The sequence below is a fragment of the Rhodococcus sp. T2V genome (genome assembly GCF_029269925.1).
Lineage (GTDB): Bacteria > Actinomycetota > Actinomycetes > Mycobacteriales > Mycobacteriaceae > Rhodococcus_F > Rhodococcus_F koreensis.
Map to the genome: position 1 here is coordinate 37,820 of NZ_JARJBD010000034.1, position 17,726 is coordinate 55,545.

Genomic DNA, 17,726 nt, shown 5'->3' on the forward strand with positions numbered 1-17,726 from the left:
ACGAGGTGACCCCGATGGTCGACAAGATTGCCTATCCGGTCCAGCTCATCCAGCCGGACGGCCGACGGGTCTTCAGACCCGACTACACGAGCCTCGTCCGCGACATCGGACCCGACCAACTGCGCGACCTGTACGAGGACCTCGTCGCCGCGCGTCGGATGGATGTCGAGGCGGTCGCCCTGCAACGCCAGGGTGAACTGGGACTCTGGGCCCCGCTGCTCGGTCAGGAAGCCGCCCAGGTCGGCTCCGCCCGCGCCCTCCGTCCCGACGACTACGCGTTCATCAGCTACCGCGAACATGCCGTCGCCTACTGCCGGGGCGTGGACCCGGGTGTGATGACCCGCATGTGGCGGGGATGCGCGCATTCGGCCTGGGATCCGAGTTCCGTGAACGTGACGAATCCGGCGATCGTCGTCGGCTCCCAGGGGCTGCACGCCACCGGGTACGCCATGGGCGCCCACCTCGACGGTGCGGAGATCGCGACGATCGCCTACTTCGGCGACGGCGCCACCAGTCAGGGCGACCTCGCGGAGGCCCTCGGCTTCTCGATGAGTTTCAACGCACCGGTCGTATTCTTCTGCCAGAACAACCAGTTCGCGATCAGCGAACCGGTCCACCTGCAGAGTCCCGTCCCCATCGCACAGCGCGCCGCCGGTTACGGCATGCCCGCCCTCCGGGTGGACGGCAACGACGTTCTCGCGGTCCTGGCGGTCACCCGCCAGGCCACCCAGCGCGCCCGCGAAGGCAGTGGACCGACGTTCATCGAGGCCATCACGTACCGGATGGGCCCCCACACCACGTCGGACGATCCCACCCGGTACCGGGCCGCGGCCGAGACGGAGATCTGGAAGGCCCGCGACCCCATCGACCGGATGAAGCGGCTCCTCGACCGGGAGGGACTGCTGGGCGACGACTTCCTCGCCCGGGTGCAGGCCACCGCAGACGCCGTGGCCGCGCGACTGCGCTCGGGGACCGTCGAGGCGCCCGACCCCGCGCCGCTCGATCTGTTCGATCACGTCTATTCCACCGACCACCCGCTCATCGACGAGGAACGCGAGCAGTACGGCGCGTATCTCGCAGGTTTCGCCGGCATCGAGGAGGCACTGTCATGACCACCACCACGCTGTCGCTCGGCGCCGCGCTCAACGCCGGTCTGCGGCGCGCCCTCGAACACGACCGGAAGGTCGTGATCATGGGCGAGGACGTCGGGCGCCTCGGCGGGGTCTTCCGCGTCACCGACACTCTGCAGAAGGACTTCGGCGACAACCGGGTCATCGACACCCCGCTCGCCGAATCGGGGATCGTCGGCGCGGCGTTCGGGATGGCGCTGCGCGGCTACCGGCCGGTGTGCGAGATCCAGTTCGACGGATTCGTCTACCCCGCCTTCGACCAGATCGTCTCGCAGGTCGCCAAGATTCACTACCGCACACAGGGCCGGGTCACCGCGCCCCTCACGATCCGGATCCCGTACGGCGGCGGCATCGGCGCGGTCGAACACCATTCGGAGTCGCCGGAGGCGTACTTCGTCCACACCGCCGGACTCCGCGTGGTCACCCCCAGCAACCCGGCGGACGCGTTCCACATGATCCAGCAGTCCGTCGCGGCGGACGACCCGGTGGTGTTCTTCGAACCGAAGCGGCGGTACTGGGACAAGGCCGAGTTCGACGTGGACGCCGAACCGGACCTGCCGCTGCATCGGGCCCGGGTGGCCCGGGCGGGCACGGATGCGACCATCGTCGCGTACGGCTCCGTCGTGCCGACGGCCCTGTCGGCGGCGTCGATCGCCGCCGGCGAGGGGCACTCCCTCGAGGTGATCGACCTGCGCTCCCTCTCCCCGATCGACTTCGACACCGTCGAGGAGTCGGTTCGCAAGACCGGGAGACTCGTCATCGCGCACGAGGCGTCGACGTTCCTCGGGCTGGGTGCGGAGATCGCGGCCCGCATCTCCGAGCGGTGCTTCTACCAGCTGGACGCTCCGGTCCTGCGGGTCGGCGGATTCGACGTCCCGTATCCCCCGTCGAAGCTGGAACGGCATCATCTGCCGGACGCCGACCGCCTGCTCGACGCCGTCGATCGCAGTCTTGCGGCCTGATCGCCTTCACCGGAGGAGAGGAGTTGTCCGTTGGCACAGGAATTCCGCCTACCCGATCTCGGTGAGGGACTGACGGAGGCCGAACTGGTCTCCTGGGCCGTCGCGGTGGGCCAGACGATCGAACTCAATCAGGTGATCGGCGAAGTCGAGACGGCGAAGGCGCTCGTCGAGTTGCCCTCGCCGTACCCGGGTGTCGTGGAGGAACTGCTGGTCGCACCGGGCGCGACGGTGCCGGTGGGGACACCGATCATCCGGATCGCGACGGATGCGGCCATCGAGGAGGCTCCCGTGCGCACACCCGTCCTGGTGGGCTACGGGCCCGAAGCCGCCGCCGAGAGCAAGCGCGCCCGGCGGCGATCCGTCGGCCCGGAGACTGCCCGCGCGGAGGCTGTCCGCCCGGACCGCAGGCGCCCCGACGCGTCGCCGGCCGCCCGGCTCACGGCCCGTGAACGCGGGATCGACCTCGCGGTCGTCACGGGGACGGGACCGTCCGGCGCCGTGACCAGGAACGACGTGGAATCCTATGCGGGATCGACTGAGCCGTCAGTCTCGCCGGAGCCTTCCGAGTCGCTGCCGCGCGAGACCCGCACCCCGATCCGCGGTGTCCGCAAGCAGACGGCGGCGGCGATGGTCCGCAGCGCGTTCACGGCCCCGCACGTCACCGAATTCGTGACCGTCGACGTGACGCGCTCGGTGGAACTGCTCGAGCGTCTGCGTGACCTCCCCGAATTCGAGGGACTGTCGGTGACACCGCTGAGCCTGGTCGCGAAGGCGATGATCGTCGCATTGCGGGCGAACCCGAGCCTCAACGCCTCGTGGGACGAGGAGAACCAGGAGATCGTCACCAAGCAATACGTCAATCTCGGTATCGCCGCGGCCACACCCCGCGGTCTGGTGGTCCCCAACATCAAGGAGGCGCAGTCGCTGAGCCTGGTCGAATTGTGCCGCGCGATCACCGAACTGACCGCGACCGCGCGCAGCGGCAAGGCCGATCCCGCGCAGCTGACCGGCGGCACGGTGTCGATCACCAACGTCGGGGTGTTCGGTGTCGACGCGGGCACACCCATCCTCAACCCCGGCGAGGCGGCCATCCTGTGCCTCGGCAGCGTCGGCAAGAGACCGTGGGTGCACGAGGACGAACTCGCGGTGCGGTGGGTCACCACGTTGAGCGTGTCGTTCGATCACCGGGTGGTCGACGGCGAACAGGGGTCGAGGTTCCTGTCGTCCGTCGCGGCGATGCTGCACGATCCCGCCTCACTGCTCGCGCACCTCTGATCCTCGGTACGTTTGGTCGGTGAGCACTTCCCGAGCATCCCCTGTCGACACGCGTGTGCCGGCGGCCGAGCCGCTCCGCCGGGCCAGGGCGGGAACGTTCGGGATCTTCGGGATCAACGGGTTCCTGCTGGGCATGTGGGTCGTGCACATCCCGGCGATCGAGAACCGGACCGGCATCAGCCACTCCACGCTGGGTTCGCTGCTGCTCCTGCTGGCGGTCGGCGCGATCGGCGGCATGCAGGTCAGCGGCCCCCTGGCCGACCGGTTCGGCAGCAGGCGGATGGTGATCGTCGCCGGACTCGCGCTGTCGGTCGCCACCGTGGGTCCGGGGCTGGCGTCCACTGCCTGGCAACTCGGACTCACCCTGCTCGTGTTCGGCTTCGCCAACGGCGCACTGGACGTGTCGATGAACTCCCAGGCCGTCGAAGTCGAGCAGCGATATCGACGGCCGATCATGTCGGCGTTCCATGCCCTGTTCTCCGTCGGCGGGGTGGCGGGGTCCCTGCTCGGTGCGGCGACGCTCGCCGCCGGATGGGCGCCCCTGACGGCGCTGCTGGTCGCCGGCGGCATCGGGGTCGTCACCGTCGCCGTGGGCTCCCGCCGGCTGATGGCGGATCATTCCCGCTCGCGGCACGACCCGGCACCCGCCCAGAAGGCCCACGGCCGACTGTCCGTGCGGGTGCTCGCGCTCGGTGGCATCGCCTTCGTCCTCATGCTGTCGGAGGGTGTCGCGAACGACTGGAGCACCCTGCAGGTCAAGGAACACCTCGGAACGTCGGATTCCGTCGCCGCCCTCGCGTTCGGCGCCTTCTCGGTGATGATGACGGTGGGCCGGTTCACGGCAGACCGCGTGAGCGCTGCGCTCGGCCCCGTCGCCGTCGTCCGCTACGGCACCCTGATCGCCGCGCTCGGCATGCTGCTCGTCCTCGTCTCGGCGCTGCTCCCGCTCACGATCCTCGGCTGGGCGCTGTTCGGCCTGGGACTGTCGGGCTGCGTCCCGCAGATCTTCACTGCCGCGGGCAACCTCGGCGCGGGTTCCGCCGGCACCAACATGTCCCGCGTGGTCGGGCTGGGGTATGTCGGATTTCTCGCCGGACCCGCCACCATCGGCTGGATCACCCAGGTGGTTCCCCTGACCGTCGCGATGGTGGTGCCACTGGTGTGTGTGCTGGTGGCCGCCACGTTCGCGGGGGCGGTCCGGCGCACCTGAACCTCAGGCGACGGTGCGGTATCTGAGCATCATCTCGTGATCCTCGTGATCGAGGATGTGACAGTGCCACACGTAGCCCTGCAGTGATCGCGGAACTCCACCGGGGCCGTGCCCGTGGGCGTCGTGTTCCCCGTGCCCGAACACGGCATCAGGATCGAATCCCAGCGACTCCGCGGTCCGGAACCGAACGACAATCCTGGTGACGGAATTGGCGTTCGCCAGCACCGTGTCCTTGAATCCCCGCTCCCACGGTTCCGCGGGAAGGAGCGGCGAGATGGTGAACGCGTCGGCGGACGGCGTCCACCGGATTCCGAGCGGCGGCTGCGGGGCGGCGAACGCGAGACGCAGCGTCTCGATGACCTGACGCCCCAGCACCCGGAAGTTCGCGAGATGAAGATGCACGGGATGCGGATCGTTGGTCGCGTTGACGATGTTCCACTGCTCCACCGTCCCCTGGCGCGGCAACTCGATGTCCTCGGTCGAATACCGGAGGTTGTTCAGGGACATGATCGACGGTGGCAGGCGCACGTCGCTCGGCTGGCTGAGGGTGACGTCCCGGAAGACCTGAGGCCGCGGGATCGGCGGCAGCAACTCCGGCTGCCCGGGTCCCCCGCGCAACGTCGCGGGCGGCGCGCCGGTAAATCCGCGGGCCGTGCCCACCCGGAACCGGCAGAACCTCGGCATCGTGCGCTCGCCGATCAGCGCGGCCTGGAACGGCGGTGGCTCGTCGTTGCAGAGCTCCACCGTCGACCCCGGTTCCAGCGCGCCGAAATCGACGAGCAGGTCGACCCGCTCGGCCGGGCTCAACCGCACCCGCGTCACCGCGACCGGGGCGTCGAGCAACCCGTTGTCGCCGCCGATGACCCAGAACGGCATGCGGTTGCCGAAATACAGATTCCACACGCTCAGCGAACCCGCGTTGACGAGTCGCAATCGGTACAGGCCGCGGGCCACGTCGAGTTCCGGCCACACCTTGCCGTTCACGACCCCGACATCGCCGACCGCGCCCCCTTCCCAACTCCCCTGCGGCACGGTGGGCGTCGAACGGATCCGCTGCCTGCCGTCAGCGGTGAACATCTTCTCCTGCAGCACGAGCGGCACCTCGAACTCCCCCGCAGGCAGACCCAGCGGATTGTCGGCGCGTCCGGTGTCGAAGCCGTCCCGCAGCAGGTACAGCCCGACCAGGCCCGCGTAGACGTTGAGCCTCGTCACCCCCATGGCGTGGTCGTGGTACCAGAGTCCGGCCGCGTCCTGCCGGTTCGGAAGATGGTGCAGGTACTCCTCGCCCGGCCGGAACACCTGCTCCGGGTGCCCGTCGAACTGGGGCGGGTTCACCCCGCCGTGCAGATGCGTCGCTGTGGGCACCTGAGTGCGGTCCCGGTCGCTCAGCCCGTGCAGCGACGTGTCGAAGTCGACCGCGAACGGGTGGACGGTGACGGCGTTCCGGAACGCCATCGTCGTCGGCTGATCGACGTGCGCCTCGATCGTCGCGCCGAGATAGTCCGCGCCGCTGTATGCCAACGCCGGCGAGGGCGCCAGGTCGGCGTGGAACTGATGCAGCGTGCTGCTCGCCTGCACGTCGACGCGCGTCCCGGACGTCGTCGGCAGGATCGGCAGCCGATCACGATACGGCTGGATCGGCGGCGACGAGAACATCAACGGTCGCAGCGGATCGATGTCGAAGGGGAACGCGCTCGCCGAACCGGCCGACACCCCGCCCAGCCCACCGCCCAGCGCCACCGCCCGCAGGAACGATCGGCGCGAGATCCGTCCACTCATATCGGTCACTTCGTGCGTGTCACGCGGAAAGACGATTCGAGATCGGTCGACGACGACGTTACTCCGACGGGTGCGGCACCTACCCGAGATCCGGACCCACGCTCGTCGCACGACGACGACCGTTCACCGACCTCACAGCGGCCGCTCATGGATCACTCAGCGTCGGTTGGCACACTGTGTGTCGTGACCGAATCGACTAGCAGGCTTCGTCACAGTGTTCGTCGCCTCGCCTTCGCCGCGGCGGGTGTGGTGGCACTGTGCGCGCTGTACCTCATCCGCCCCGAATCGTCGGGTCTCGTCCTCCCGGAGGCACTCCGACCCGTCGCCGAACCCGTGATCCAGGCGATCGACGTCACGACGGTCCTCGCAGCGGCCGTCGTTCTCGCCATCGTCGCGGCGATGCGAAAACTTTCGTACGGCATGGGTGCGGTACTGCTGCTCTGTATCGGCGCGAATCTCACCAGCGCCGCCGTGCGGGCCTGGGAATCGGATGCGCCGTCCGTGCTGCTGCCGAGCGGGCACGTCGTCGCCGTCACCGCCCTGTACGGTTCGGCGCTGCTGGTGTCGGCGCCCCGGTTCCGGCCCGTCATCGCGGGCCTGGGTTTCGCCGTCGTTCTCGGTGTCGCAGGGGCCGCTGCGCTCGTCGAGTCCACCGGCATCTTCGGCCTCGCGGCCAGTCTGATCATCTTCGCGATCTGGTGGGCGCTGGCGTCCACCCTGATGCTGTACTCCCCCGTCGCGGCCGAGCGCGAAGAGCGCCGGCCCGACACAGCCGCCATCGCCTTCTCGCGGCGGCTGTAGGCGGCTCCGCCGCCCGTGCGTGGTTAACGAGTCTCTGCACTCGTCAACCACGCACGGGCCCGGAGGGCCTAGAGGGCCTTGAGTTCCTCGGTGACCTCGGAGACCGACTTCTTCGCGTCCCCGAACAGCATCGAGGTGGTGTCCGCGAAGAACAACGGATTGTCGATGCCGGCGAACCCGGAGTTCATCGACCGCTTCAGCACGATCACCGACTTCGACTGATCCACATTCAAAATGGGCATCCCGTGAATCGGGCTGGACGGATCATTCCGCGCGGCCGGGTTGGTGACATCGTTCGCCCCGATCACCAGGGTGACATCGGTCCGCGAGAACTCGTCGTTGATGTCGTCCATTTCCTTCATCGCGTCGTACTCGACGTCGGCCTCCGCCAGCAGCACGTTCATGTGCCCGGGCATCCGCCCCGCCACCGGGTGAATCGCGTACTTGACCTCGACACCCTTCGACTCGAGCAACTTGGCCATGTCCTTGACCGCGTGCTGGGCCTGCGCCACCGCCAACCCGTACCCCGGAACCACGATCACCTGGTTGGCGTACGCCATCTGGATCGCCGCATCCGCCGCCGACGTCGCCTTCGCCGTCTTCGCGGTGCCGTCGCCGACCGCCGCCGCGGCGCCGCCGCCACCGAACCCGCCGGCCACGATCGCCGGGATCGACCGGTTCATCGCCTTCGCCATCAGGTTCGTCAGGATCGAACCCGACGCCCCGACGATCATCCCGGCCACGATCATCGCCTGATTATTGAGCGCCAGACCCGCCGCCGCCGCGGACAACCCGGTCAACGCGTTGAGCAGGGAGATCACCACGGGCATGTCGGCGCCGCCGATCGGCAGCACCACCATCAACCCCAGCACCGCCGCCAGCACCAGCACCCCGACGATCCACCACTGCGACGTGGGTGCGGTCGGGTCGATCGCCTTGACCCCGATCGCCACCGCCAACGCGACCGCCCCGACCAGCAGCACCGCATTGAGGGGTTGCTGCAACCGGCCGATGCCGATCGGCCGCCCGGGCAGGGTTTCCTGCAGCTTCAGGAACGCGATCACGCTGCCCCAGAACGACACCGACCCGATGATCGCCGCGAACAGCGACGCGATCACGATGTGCACCGTCGGCGACTCACCATGGGAGAACGCGGTGAACCCGTCCGAGTCCAGGAACTCCGCATACGCGATCAACGCGACGGTGCCACCACCGACACCGTTGAACAACGCCACCAACTGCGGCATCGCGGTCATCTTCGTCCGCAACGCCGGCGGCACCCCCAGCACCACACCGATCACCAGACCGGACACGATCAGCACCCAGTTGGAGGTGTCCCGGATCGAGATCAGGGTGGCGACCACGGCGACACCCATGCCGACCGCGGCGATCTGGTTACCGCGGACCGCGGTCTTCGGGCCGGTCAGACCCATCAGACCGTAGATGAACATCGAGAACGCCACGATGTAGAGCACGTTGACCAAATACTCCATCACCGATCACCCGCCTTCTCAGCAGCAACGGGGGCAGCCGGCTTCGACTTGAACATCGCCAGCATCCGGTCGGTCACCACGAAACCACCGACCACGTTGATCGTTCCGAACACCAGCGCGACGAACAGGATCACCTGCAGCCCCCACGGCGGGTTGTCGACCTTCCCGAGCACCACCAGGGCGCCGAGCACGACGATGCCGTGGATCGCGTTCGTGCCCGACATCAGCGGGGTGTGCAACGTGTTCGGGACCTTGGAGATCACCGCGAACCCCACGAACCCGGACAACACCAGGATCGCGATGTTCGCCAACAATTCGGTATACATCTAGGACACACCCTCCTCACGGGTGACGCAGGACGCGGCCAGGACCTCGTCCGAGAAATCCGGGGCCAGCGCCCCGTCGACGAGCATCAGCTCCAGCAGCGCGGAGATGTTCTTCGAGTACAGCTCCGAGGCGTGCTCGGGCATGGACGCGGGCAGGTTCAGCGGCGAGCAGATCGTCACCCCGTGCTTGACAACCGTCTGACCGGGTTCGGTGAGCTCGCAGTTCCCGCCGGTCTCGCCGGCCAGGTCGACCACCACCGAGCCCGGTTTCATGCCCTCCACCGCGGCGGCGGTCACCAGGCGCGGTGCCGGGCGGCCCGGGACCAGGGCGGTGGTAATGACCACGTCGAAACCCTTGATCGCGTCCTCGAGCGCCTGCTGCTGCTGCGCCCGCTCCGCCTCGGTCAGCTCCCGGGCGTAGCCGCCCTCACCGGCGGCGTCGATCCCCAGATCGAGCCACTGCGCACCGACCGAGCGGACCTGGTCGGCGACCTCGGGGCGCACGTCGTAGCCGGTGGCCCGGCCGCCGAGCCGCTTCGCCGTGGCCAGGGCCTGCAGGCCGGCGACCCCGACCCCGAGCACCAGCACCGTCGCGGGCTTGACGGTGCCCGCGGCGGTGGTGAGCATCGGGAAGAACCGGGTCGACTCCGACGCCGCCAGCAGCACCGACTTGTAGCCGGACACGTTCGCCTGCGACGAGAGCGCGTCCATCACCTGGGCGCGGGAGATCCGCGGGATCGCCTCCACGGCGAACGCCGCCACCCCGGCCGCCTTCAGCGCGGCGACCTGGTTGTCCTGATTGCGGGGGGCGAGGAACCCGATCAGGGTCTGCCCGGCATGCAACCGGCCCACCTCCTCGTCCGACGGCGGCGCGACCTTCACGACCACATCCGCCGACCACGGATCGGCGATCGTCGCCCCCGCGTCCTTGTACAACTCGTCCGGAATCAACGCGCCCAACCCGGCACCCGACTCGACCACCACGTCGACGCCCTTGGCGATCAACGACGCCACAACCTTCGGCACCAACGCCACCCGACGCTCACCGTCGTTCGACTCCCGAACGACACCGATCGTCGGGCGCGCAGTGGACGCGCTCTGCGATGTATCCATGTATCGACTTCCTGCGGTAGATGGTGTGTGTGCCGCGACGAGCGGCGATCAACCGATGATGAGCGGAAAAAAATTCCCCCGATTCGACTGAGTTAGCTGATAGTAGCCAGAGATCGCGTGACGTAGGGAACAGAGAAGTCCGTGCGTACGCGTCTGAATCGAGTCCGAACAGTCGTTCTCACAGATCTTTCTGCTCGTTTGTGAACCCGATCACAGGGCGATTCGTCGTAGTCTGACGGTAGACAGCCGCACGGAAGCGGAGGTTCGGCCATGAGCAAACCGAAGGAACGGAGCGCGGAGGACGTCACCGCGGATCCGCCGGTGATCGTCGAGCGGGTCTACGACCATCCGACCGAGGGCGACGGACTGCGACTGTTCGTGGACCGGCTGTGGCCGCGGGGGCTGCGCAAGGACGCGTTCCATTTCGACGACTGGGCCAAGGACCTGGCGCCGTCGACGGAGTTGCGTCATTGGTACTCGCACGACGTCGCCGCGTTCAGCGAGTTCCGCGAGCGGTACGTCCACGAGCTCGATTCACCGACCGGCCGGAAGGCGGTCGCACGGGTGCAGGAACTGGCGCAGGGGCGGCCGATCGTTCTGCTCACCGCGACGAAGGACGTCAGTCACAGTCATGCCGAGGTCCTCGCCGAATACATGCTGGATCGGTTGTGACGTCTCCCGGCGACGAGGCCGTGCCCGTCGCCGAGCCGGACGGCGACGTCGGCGGCGGCGATCCGGTCTGCTGGCTCGACCGCGTGTGCCCCGACTGCGGGTTGTTCCTCACCGACCGGACCGCGAGCACCTGCCCGCGCTGCGGTGCGGCACGGGACAGGTGACGGTCGGGGGTTCAGCCGGCGTTCAGGTACCGCGCGCGGAGTTTGTGCTTGACGAGTTTGCCGGTGGGGGTGCGCGGCAGGTCGTCGGAGAAGTCGATGCTGCGCGGCGCCTTGTAGTGACTGACCCGCTCCCGCACGTAGTCGAGTAGCTCGCGGGCGACGGCGTCCGACGGCTCCACTCCGTCGACGAGTTGCACGACGGCTTTGACCTGTTCGCCCATCTCCTCGTCGGGTACGCCGATCACCGCGACGTCGAACACCTTGGGATGCATGGTGAGAACGTTCTCCGACTCCTGCGGGTAGATGTTCACTCCACCCGAGATGATCATGAACGCGGCCCGGTCCGTGAGGTAGAGGAAGCGGTCGGAGTCGATGTACCCGATGTCGCCGCTCGTCGTCCACGTCGAGTGGTCGGGGTGCGTCGCGGAGTCGGTCTTCGCGGGGTCGTTGTGATACTCGAACGGTCGCTCCTCCCGTTCCCAGTAGACGGTTCCGACGTCGCCGACGGGGACGTCCGCGCCGGTGTCGTCGCAGATGTGGACGATGCCCATGACCCCGTCGTGGCCCACCGACCCGGGCTTGGCGAGTGCCTGGGCGCTGTCGATGAACGTGGCACCGGCGCCCTCCGTGGAGGCGTAGTACTCGTGGACGACCGGACCCCACCAGTCGATCATCGACCGCTTCACGTCGGGCGGGCACGGCGCCGCCGCGTGGATCGCCACCTTCAGGCTCGACACGTCGAACTTGTCGCGAACGTCCTTCGGCAGCTTGAGCATCCGGACGAACATCGTCGGAACCCACTGACTGTGGGTCACCCGGTACTCCTCGATGAGCCGCAGCGATTCCTCGGCGTCGAAACGGTCCATCAGCACGATCGTGCCGCCGACGGAGGTGATGGTGCCGCAGAAGCGTAGCGGCGCGGCGTGATACAGCGGTGCCGGGCACAGATAGACGGTGTCGGAATCGAATCCGTACATCGGGGCGAACACCGCGGTGTACGGGTCCGTCGTCGTGTCCACTTCACCCTCGGGGAGTGCGGGTTTGATCCCCTTGGGCCGTCCGGTGGTGCCCGACGAGTACAGCATGTCCTGTCCGCGGGGCTGCGAATCGAGCGGTTCGGCCGACTGCGCCGCCACGGCGTCCTCGTAGCTGTCGAAGCCCTCCAGCGCACCGCCGTACACGAGCCGGTGACGGACGCGGGGCAACTGCTTCGGGTCGCGGGGCACGGCGCCGCCCGCGTCGGCGGACACGATGAGCACCCCGGCTCCGCAGTCGTCGACGACGTAACCGGCTTCCTCCGCGGTGAGGTGCCAGTTCACCACGGTGATGTACAGCCCGGATCGCAGCGCCGCCCAGTACACCTCGAGGACCCGGAGGTCGTTGCTCGACACGAGCGCCAGGTGGTCGCCGACCTTCAGGTCGAGCGAGCGCAGGTGCCGTGCGAGGCGGGTGGACCGCTCGTCCAACTCCCGGTAGGTCAGCCGCTCCCCCGTCGAGGGACGAATGACGGCGGGCTTGTCCGGGGTGGTCGCCACGAAGTTTCCAGGGAACATCCGCACTCCTTTTGTTAATGGAGATTCTCACCATCGGTCTACCACACCGAACCCCCGGACGGGGAGTCCTTCGACGCTCTCACCGGCGCATTCGCCCACCCGCGGCGAAAATGCTCGGACTGTCCGGCGGAAGGTCCTAGAGTTGAGGCAAAAGGAGGCGTACGACCCGTGAATGCCCTGCAGAAGGAATCGATCCTCGACGCGTTGTTCGAGGAATGGGACGTACTCGACGACGTGCTGTCCTCGTTGTCCGGGGACGCGTGGTTCACGCCCACCGCCCTGCCCGGGTGGACGGTGCACGACGTGACCGCGCATCTCATCGGCACGGAGTCGCTGCTCGCCGGAATCTCCGCGCCGCACACCACCATCGACGTCCGCGGCCTCGCCCACGTGCGCAACGAGATCGGTGCGTTCAACGAACAGTGGGTGGAGGGACTGCGGGGGTGCTCCGGCCCCGAAATGCTCGAGCGTTTCCGGATGATCGTCGCCCGCAGGCGGTCGGAGCTGGGCGAGATGACCGACGAGATGTTCGCGGCCGAGACCACCACGCCGGTCGGGCCGGCGCCCTATCTCCGGTTCATGCGCATCCGCGTGTTCGACTGCTGGATGCACGAGCTCGACCTGCGGGACGCGCTCGGGCTGCCCGGCGACGAGGGCGGCCTGCGCGGGGAGACGGCGTTCGCGGAGATCGCAGGCGCCGTCGCATTCCTCGTCGGCAAGCGCGGCAAGGCTCCGGACGGGTCGAGGATCACGCTCGAGCTGACGGGACCGCTCGCGCGGAACATCCACATCGCCGTCGACGGCAGGGCCGCGGTGGTCGACGAACTGCCGTCGGAGGCCACGACGACGGTGACTCTCGACTCCCGGCTGTTCACCCGGCTGGCGGGCGGCAGGACGACGGCCGCGGACCACCGCGACGAGATCGCGTTGCGCGGCGACACCGACGCGGGCAAGCGGATCGTCGACAACCTCGCGTTCACGATCTGACCGCGGTGCGCCTGTTCCTGTCCTCGTACCGGTTCGGTGCGGACCCTGCGCCGCTGCTGGCGCTCGTCGGCCGTCCGGGGCGTGTCGGGGTGATCGCGGCCGCGGCGGACGCGTGGCCGCGGACGGCGCGGACGTCCGCGGTCGTCAGTGACGTGATGCCGCTGACGCGCCTGGGCTTCACCGCGGAGGAGGTGGATCTACGCGACTACGTCGGCGACGACGGGCAGCCGCGTGCGGCCGCGCTGAGGCAGCGGCTCGACGGGTTCGGCATGGTGTGGGTGCGCGGCGGGAACACGTTCGTGCTGCGCGCGCAGATGGCCCGGAGTGGGGCGGATCGGGTGATCCCGGAACTGTTGGCGAGCGATTCGCTCGTGTACGCCGGCTACAGCGCGGGGGCCTGCGTGATGACTCCGACGCTGCACGGTCTCGACTCCTCCGACGACCCGGCGGAGGTGGTCGCGACGTGTGGCGTGGAGCCGCGCTGGGACGGACTGGGGATGGTGGGCTTCGCGATCGTGCCGCATCACCCGCCTGCGGAGCTTCCAGGGGCCGAGAACGCGGTGCCCTTGGAGGACGTGGCCGCCGTTCGGCGCACGGTCGACGCCCTGCGGCTCGCCGGCATCGAGTACCGCACCTTGACGGACGATCAGGCGATCGTCGTGAACGGAGATCGAACCGAACTCGTCTGACGACGGCGAGCCCTGCGGCTGGAAGGCCTTCAGCCGAAGACGGCGACCGGCACGGACGGGGTGAAGGGGGCGACGCGGTCGAGTGCGGCCCAGGTGACCTCGCAGCGCTTGGCGGTGACTTCGTCCGCGTCGGCGAGGAGCGTGTTCAGGAGGGTCTTCGGGTTCAGGCGCCATTCCTGGACCATCGACCGAACTTCCTCGTTGGTGAACAATCCCGAACCGGCGAGTGCGAAGATCCATTCGTCGAACTCGCCACGGTGGATCTGCTCGATGGAGTCGTAGTCGATACCACCATCGAGGAACTCGTACGAGAACATCGCGGAGATGTAGCTGCTGGGATCTCGGTGGAGTGCATTCATCGGTGCGGGTCCTTCCAGGGTCGGTGCGGCAAAACCCGGCCCCAACGGTGTTCTGGCTCACATTTCGTGAGAATCTCCGTTTGGGTGTAACGCCTCGCCGGTGTTTGACGATGCAAGACGCTAACCCGTAGAAGTGGGTTTTTGCATTGCCTGGTCGATACGATCCGGTAACAGAGCGACGAATGTGACCTGTGTTACACCCGATTCGTCCGGGTCCGCCCGGTTCGCGGGACGCCTCTACCAGCATTTTCCCCTCCGGGCACGGTTGCATACCCCATCGGTGGACCCTCCGAAAAAATTCACCCCCCTGATCCCACATCGTGAGACTCCTACGCGTAAGTAACTAACAGATGGGCTATTGGGGGGTCGCTTCTACACCGAACGTCCAGGTTGGAGCGATATCCGGGAAACACGGTCGGAATCGGTTCAGTTGGACGCATGACCAATTCGCGGACACTCGCCGTTCGCCGGGCTACCGTCGAGGTCCCCGACACCCGCATTCCAGGAGTCACGATGACGGTCACCGACGACGCACTCGCGGCGCTCACGAGCGCGCTCCCCCGGGGCTGCCTCGTCACCGATCCGGACGTCCTGGCGTCCTACCGCCAGGACTGGGCGCGCGATCCCGACGCCGTCCTCCCCCTCGCCGTCGCCCGCCCCACGACCACCGAGGAAGTCCAGGTGGTGATGCGCTGGGCGACCGAGCACCGCGTCCCCGTGATCCCGCGCGGCGCCGGCTCCGGGCTCAGCGGCGGCGCCACCGCCGTGGCGGGCAGCGTGGTGGTCAGCACCGAGCGCATGCGCCGGATCGAGGTGGACCCGGTGACGCGGATCGCCGTCGCCGAACCGGGGCTGCTCAACGCCGAGGTCAAGGCCGCGGCCGCCGAACACGGCCTCTGGTACCCGCCCGATCCGTCGTCGTTCGAGATGTGCTCGATCGGCGGCAACGTCGCGACCAACGCGGGCGGGCTGTGCTGCGTCAAATACGGCGTCACCACCGACTACGTCCTCGCGCTGCGGGTGGTTCTCGCGGACGGGACGGACGTGCGCCTCGGCGGCCCGCGGCTGAAGGACGTGGCCGGCCTGTCGCTGACCAAGCTGTTCGTCGGGAGCGAGGGAACACTCGGCATCGTCACGGAGGCGACGCTGCGGCTGATCCCGGCCCAGCCGCCTGCGAGCACCCTCGTCGCGTCGTTCGCCTCCGTGAAGGCGGCCGCCGACACCGTGCTGGCCATCACCCGCACGCTGCGACCGTCGATGCTCGAGTTCATGGACCGCGCCTCGATCGGCGCCGTCGAGGACGCACTGAAGATGGGCCTGGACCGGACGGCGGAGGCGATGCTCATCGCCCGGTCGGACGCCCCCGGTTCGATTGCAGCCGAAGAGATTTCCGTCATGGCGGACGCCTGCACGGCAAACGGCGCGACCGAGGTCTTCACCACCGACGACCCCGACGAGGGCGAAGCGTTCGCCGCGGCAAGACGATTCGCGATCCCCGCGGTCGAGAGACTGGGCACCCTGCTCCTCGAGGACGTCGGGGTCCCGTTGCCGAAACTGCCTGCGCTGGTGGAGGGAATCGCGGCCATCTCCCGCGAGCGTGACGTGATGGTCGCGGTGATCGCCCATGCCGGCGACGGAAACACGCACCCGCTCATCGTGTTCGACCCCGAGGATGCCGCGATGGCCGAGCGCGCACACCTCGCTTTCGGCGAGATCATGGACCTCGCAATCGCTCTCGGCGGCACGATCACCGGCGAGCACGGTGTCGGCCGCTTGAAGAAGGCCTGGCTGCCCGACCAGTTGGGCCCGGACGTCATGGAATTGACGCAGCGGATCAAGACGGCACTCGACCCACTGGGGATACTCAACCCCGGAGCGATTCTGTAGCTACCCCGGGGCGGGTGCGATACCCAATGGTTACCCAAGGGACTGGTGTGACAGGTGAGGTATTGCTAGCGTGGCCGGACCGAACTCGACTCGTCGCAGAGAGGTGCGCTCGTGACCGGACTCCGCCGTGTCGCCTCCCTGGCGATGCCCGCCTTACTCGCTTCCACCTGCACGTTCGTCACGCTGGCGCCCCCTGTTGCGACGGCGGCGCCGTGCCTCGGCGGAACCGGCAGCCTCGGATCGAGTGGCTCGGGCCAGGGCATCAATCCCATCCCCTGGCTCAACGGCAGTGACGGCCGCCTTCCCGAGCTGCGTGGCAAAACTCAGGCAATCGCGCACATCACCGGGCCTCGCAGCCCCAACGACACGATCGGCAGGTTCCGGGTACTCGGCACCGACCTCGGCATCATGTGGGACAACGGCGGAGGCGAGATCCTCACCGCGTTCGGTGACACCGTCGGGCTGAGCGACAACCCGCTGTGCGGTCTGGTCGGCGACTGGCGCAGCAACATCCTGCTGCGCAGCTCCGACAAAGACCTCACCGACGGGATGGGCATCGACAATTCCCCGGTCGACCTGCCGAACCATTCCAAGGAGATCATCCAGAGCCAGAAGATCCCGGGCGTGGAGCAGACCGTCATCCCCACCACCGGCATCTCGGTCGGCGAGGGCCCGGCCGCGACGCAATACATCAATTACATGTCGGTGCGCAGCTGGGGCGCCCCGGGCGAGTGGGACACCAACGCGTCCGGCATCGCGTACTCCGTGGAAAACGGCGAGAACTGGGTCACCGATCCGCTGACGCTGCGGCCCAACGTGCCGGGCACGGGCGCCGAGAACTTCCAGATGGGCTCGTACGTCAAGCACGACGGATTCGTCTACGCGTTCGGCACCCCCTCGGGGCGTTCCGGCGACGCCCGGTTGTCGCGGGTGAAGGAGGCGGACATCCGGAACCTCACGCTGTACGAGTACTGGGACGGCAAGGCCTGGGTGAAGGCCAACGCCACCGTCGCCACACCGGTGATCCCCGGACCGGTCAGCGAGTTGTCCGTGCAGTTCAACGAATACCTCGGTCAGTTCGTGGCGATGTACACCGATGCCGGCAACTCGGTGGTGATGCGCCGGTCCGACCACCTCGAATCCGGCTGGAGCGAACCCGAAGTGCTCGTGAGCAGCCGGGACGTGCCCGAGCTCTACGGCGCGTACATGCACCCGTGGTCGAAGGGATCCGACCTGTATTTCCTGGCCACCACCTGGTCGGACTACAACGTCATGCTGCTGCGCACCAACCTCGCGGACTGACGTAATCTGCGAGTGACAGCGTGC

Annotated in this window: 17 protein-coding genes; 11 read left to right on the forward strand and 6 right to left on the reverse strand. The window is 68.0% G+C overall.

The genetic code is table 11. The annotated features are described in order from the left end of the window. Positions 1-14 precede the first annotated feature (14 nt). From pdhA to P3H15_RS26365, 4 genes are read left to right on the forward strand one after another with little or no spacing between them, the layout of a single operon-like run. A complete protein-coding gene (gene pdhA, locus P3H15_RS26350; RefSeq protein WP_276139924.1) occupies positions 15-1,112 on the forward strand; it encodes a pyruvate dehydrogenase (acetyl-transferring) E1 component subunit alpha in 1,098 nt (365 codons plus the stop codon). Beyond that, entirely contained in the window at positions 1,109-2,092 is a 984-nt protein-coding gene (locus tag P3H15_RS26355) for an alpha-ketoacid dehydrogenase subunit beta (protein WP_276139925.1), read from the forward strand. Before pdhA ends, P3H15_RS26355 begins: the two co-directional genes overlap by 4 nt. A gap of 30 nt (positions 2,093-2,122) precedes the next feature. Next, positions 2,123-3,367: a dihydrolipoamide acetyltransferase family protein gene (locus tag P3H15_RS26360; RefSeq protein ID WP_276139926.1), complete on the forward strand. Its 1,245-nt coding sequence runs from the start codon at positions 2,123-2,125 to the stop codon at positions 3,365-3,367. A 19-nt stretch (positions 3,368-3,386) separates the two neighbouring features. After that, positions 3,387-4,577, forward strand: a complete 1,191-nt coding sequence (locus P3H15_RS26365; protein WP_276139927.1) for an MFS transporter — start codon at positions 3,387-3,389, stop codon at positions 4,575-4,577. A gap of 3 nt (positions 4,578-4,580) precedes the next feature. Here the strand turns inward: P3H15_RS26365 and P3H15_RS26370 are convergent, their stop codons facing one another. After that, positions 4,581-6,356 (reverse strand): multicopper oxidase family protein, encoded by a 1,776-nt coding sequence (locus P3H15_RS26370; RefSeq protein ID WP_276139928.1) that lies wholly within the window; start codon positions 6,354-6,356, stop codon positions 4,581-4,583. Positions 6,357-6,539: 183 nt separating this feature from the next. On the opposite strand from P3H15_RS26370, the gene P3H15_RS26375 reads away from it, so the two are divergent. Next, positions 6,540-7,157 (forward strand): hypothetical protein, encoded by a 618-nt coding sequence (locus tag P3H15_RS26375; RefSeq protein ID WP_276139929.1) that lies wholly within the window; start codon positions 6,540-6,542, stop codon positions 7,155-7,157. 68 nt (positions 7,158-7,225) lie between these two features. Here P3H15_RS26375 and P3H15_RS26380 read toward each other — a convergent pair whose 3' ends face one another. Genes P3H15_RS26380 through P3H15_RS26390 form a run of 3 tightly spaced genes read right to left on the reverse strand, consistent with a single transcriptional unit; the run spans position 7,226 to position 10,089 of the window. Continuing rightward, entirely contained in the window at positions 7,226-8,650 is a 1,425-nt protein-coding gene (locus P3H15_RS26380) for an NAD(P)(+) transhydrogenase (Re/Si-specific) subunit beta (RefSeq protein WP_276139977.1), read from the reverse strand. Beyond that, entirely contained in the window at positions 8,650-8,976 is a 327-nt protein-coding gene (locus tag P3H15_RS26385) for an NAD(P) transhydrogenase subunit alpha (RefSeq protein WP_276139930.1), read from the reverse strand. Before P3H15_RS26385 ends, P3H15_RS26380 begins: the two co-directional genes overlap by 1 nt. Then, positions 8,977-10,089, reverse strand: coding sequence for a Re/Si-specific NAD(P)(+) transhydrogenase subunit alpha (locus P3H15_RS26390; RefSeq protein WP_276139931.1), 1,113 nt, complete (start codon positions 10,087-10,089; stop codon positions 8,977-8,979). It abuts the gene before it with no gap. A 270-nt stretch (positions 10,090-10,359) separates the two neighbouring features. Between P3H15_RS26390 and P3H15_RS26395 the strand changes: the two genes are divergently transcribed. Both P3H15_RS26395 and P3H15_RS26400 read left to right on the forward strand, forming a co-directional pair. Further along, the gene (locus P3H15_RS26395) at positions 10,360-10,761 is read left to right on the forward strand and encodes a DUF488 domain-containing protein (protein ID WP_072945947.1); all 402 of its coding nucleotides are present in this window, start codon (positions 10,360-10,362) and stop codon (positions 10,759-10,761) included. After that, a complete protein-coding gene (locus tag P3H15_RS26400) occupies positions 10,758-10,925 on the forward strand; it encodes a hypothetical protein (RefSeq protein WP_276139932.1) in 168 nt (55 codons plus the stop codon). The genes P3H15_RS26395 and P3H15_RS26400 overlap by 4 nt, the downstream gene beginning before the upstream one ends. Positions 10,926-10,936: 11 nt before the next feature. On the opposite strand, the gene P3H15_RS26405 is transcribed toward P3H15_RS26400, so the two are convergent. Next, positions 10,937-12,478 (reverse strand): AMP-binding protein, encoded by a 1,542-nt coding sequence (locus tag P3H15_RS26405; RefSeq protein ID WP_276139933.1) that lies wholly within the window; start codon positions 12,476-12,478, stop codon positions 10,937-10,939. 168 nt (positions 12,479-12,646) lie between these two features. Here P3H15_RS26405 and P3H15_RS26410 point away from each other — a divergent pair, with 168 nt between their 5' ends. Both P3H15_RS26410 and P3H15_RS26415 read left to right on the forward strand, forming a co-directional pair. Further along, positions 12,647-13,465, forward strand: coding sequence for a maleylpyruvate isomerase family mycothiol-dependent enzyme (locus P3H15_RS26410; RefSeq protein WP_276139934.1), 819 nt, complete (start codon positions 12,647-12,649; stop codon positions 13,463-13,465). Positions 13,466-13,470: 5 nt separating this feature from the next. Then, positions 13,471-14,154, forward strand: a complete 684-nt coding sequence (locus tag P3H15_RS26415) for a Type 1 glutamine amidotransferase-like domain-containing protein (RefSeq protein WP_276139935.1) — start codon at positions 13,471-13,473, stop codon at positions 14,152-14,154. Between the two features lie 29 nt (positions 14,155-14,183). Here the strand turns inward: P3H15_RS26415 and P3H15_RS26420 are convergent, their stop codons facing one another. Then, positions 14,184-14,513 carry a hypothetical protein gene (locus P3H15_RS26420; RefSeq protein WP_011594545.1) on the reverse strand — a complete coding sequence of 110 codons (330 nt, stop codon included), beginning with the start codon at positions 14,511-14,513 and terminating at the stop codon, positions 14,184-14,186. Positions 14,514-15,026: 513 nt separating this feature from the next. On the opposite strand from P3H15_RS26420, the gene P3H15_RS26425 reads away from it, so the two are divergent. Further along, entirely contained in the window at positions 15,027-16,400 is a 1,374-nt protein-coding gene (locus P3H15_RS26425; RefSeq protein WP_276139978.1) for an FAD-binding oxidoreductase, read from the forward strand. A 111-nt stretch (positions 16,401-16,511) separates the two neighbouring features. After that, a complete protein-coding gene (locus P3H15_RS26430) occupies positions 16,512-17,702 on the forward strand; it encodes a DUF4185 domain-containing protein (RefSeq protein WP_276139936.1) in 1,191 nt (396 codons plus the stop codon). Positions 17,703-17,726: the final 24 nt, after the last annotated feature.

What these genes read in the sequence shown, in the direction of transcription:
- pdhA (WP_276139924.1), top strand. Translation starts at nt 15, where the DNA reads ATGGTCGACAAGATTGCCTATCCGGTCCAGCTCATCCAGCCGGACGGC.
- P3H15_RS26355 (WP_276139925.1), top strand. Translation starts at nt 1,109, where the DNA reads ATGACCACCACCACGCTGTCGCTCGGCGCCGCGCTCAACGCCGGTCTG.
- P3H15_RS26370 (WP_276139928.1), bottom strand. Translation starts at nt 6,356, where the DNA reads ATGAGTGGACGGATCTCGCGCCGATCGTTCCTGCGGGCGGTGGCGCTG.
- P3H15_RS26380 (WP_276139977.1), bottom strand. Translation starts at nt 8,650, where the DNA reads ATGGAGTATTTGGTCAACGTGCTCTACATCGTGGCGTTCTCGATGTTC.
- P3H15_RS26385 (WP_276139930.1), bottom strand. Translation starts at nt 8,976, where the DNA reads ATGTATACCGAATTGTTGGCGAACATCGCGATCCTGGTGTTGTCCGGG.
- P3H15_RS26390 (WP_276139931.1), bottom strand. Translation starts at nt 10,089, where the DNA reads ATGGATACATCGCAGAGCGCGTCCACTGCGCGCCCGACGATCGGTGTC.
- P3H15_RS26395 (WP_072945947.1), top strand. Translation starts at nt 10,360, where the DNA reads ATGAGCAAACCGAAGGAACGGAGCGCGGAGGACGTCACCGCGGATCCG.
- P3H15_RS26405 (WP_276139933.1), bottom strand. Translation starts at nt 12,478, where the DNA reads ATGTTCCCTGGAAACTTCGTGGCGACCACCCCGGACAAGCCCGCCGTC.
- P3H15_RS26420 (WP_011594545.1), bottom strand. Translation starts at nt 14,513, where the DNA reads ATGAATGCACTCCACCGAGATCCCAGCAGCTACATCTCCGCGATGTTC.
- P3H15_RS26425 (WP_276139978.1), top strand. Translation starts at nt 15,027, where the DNA reads ATGACGGTCACCGACGACGCACTCGCGGCGCTCACGAGCGCGCTCCCC.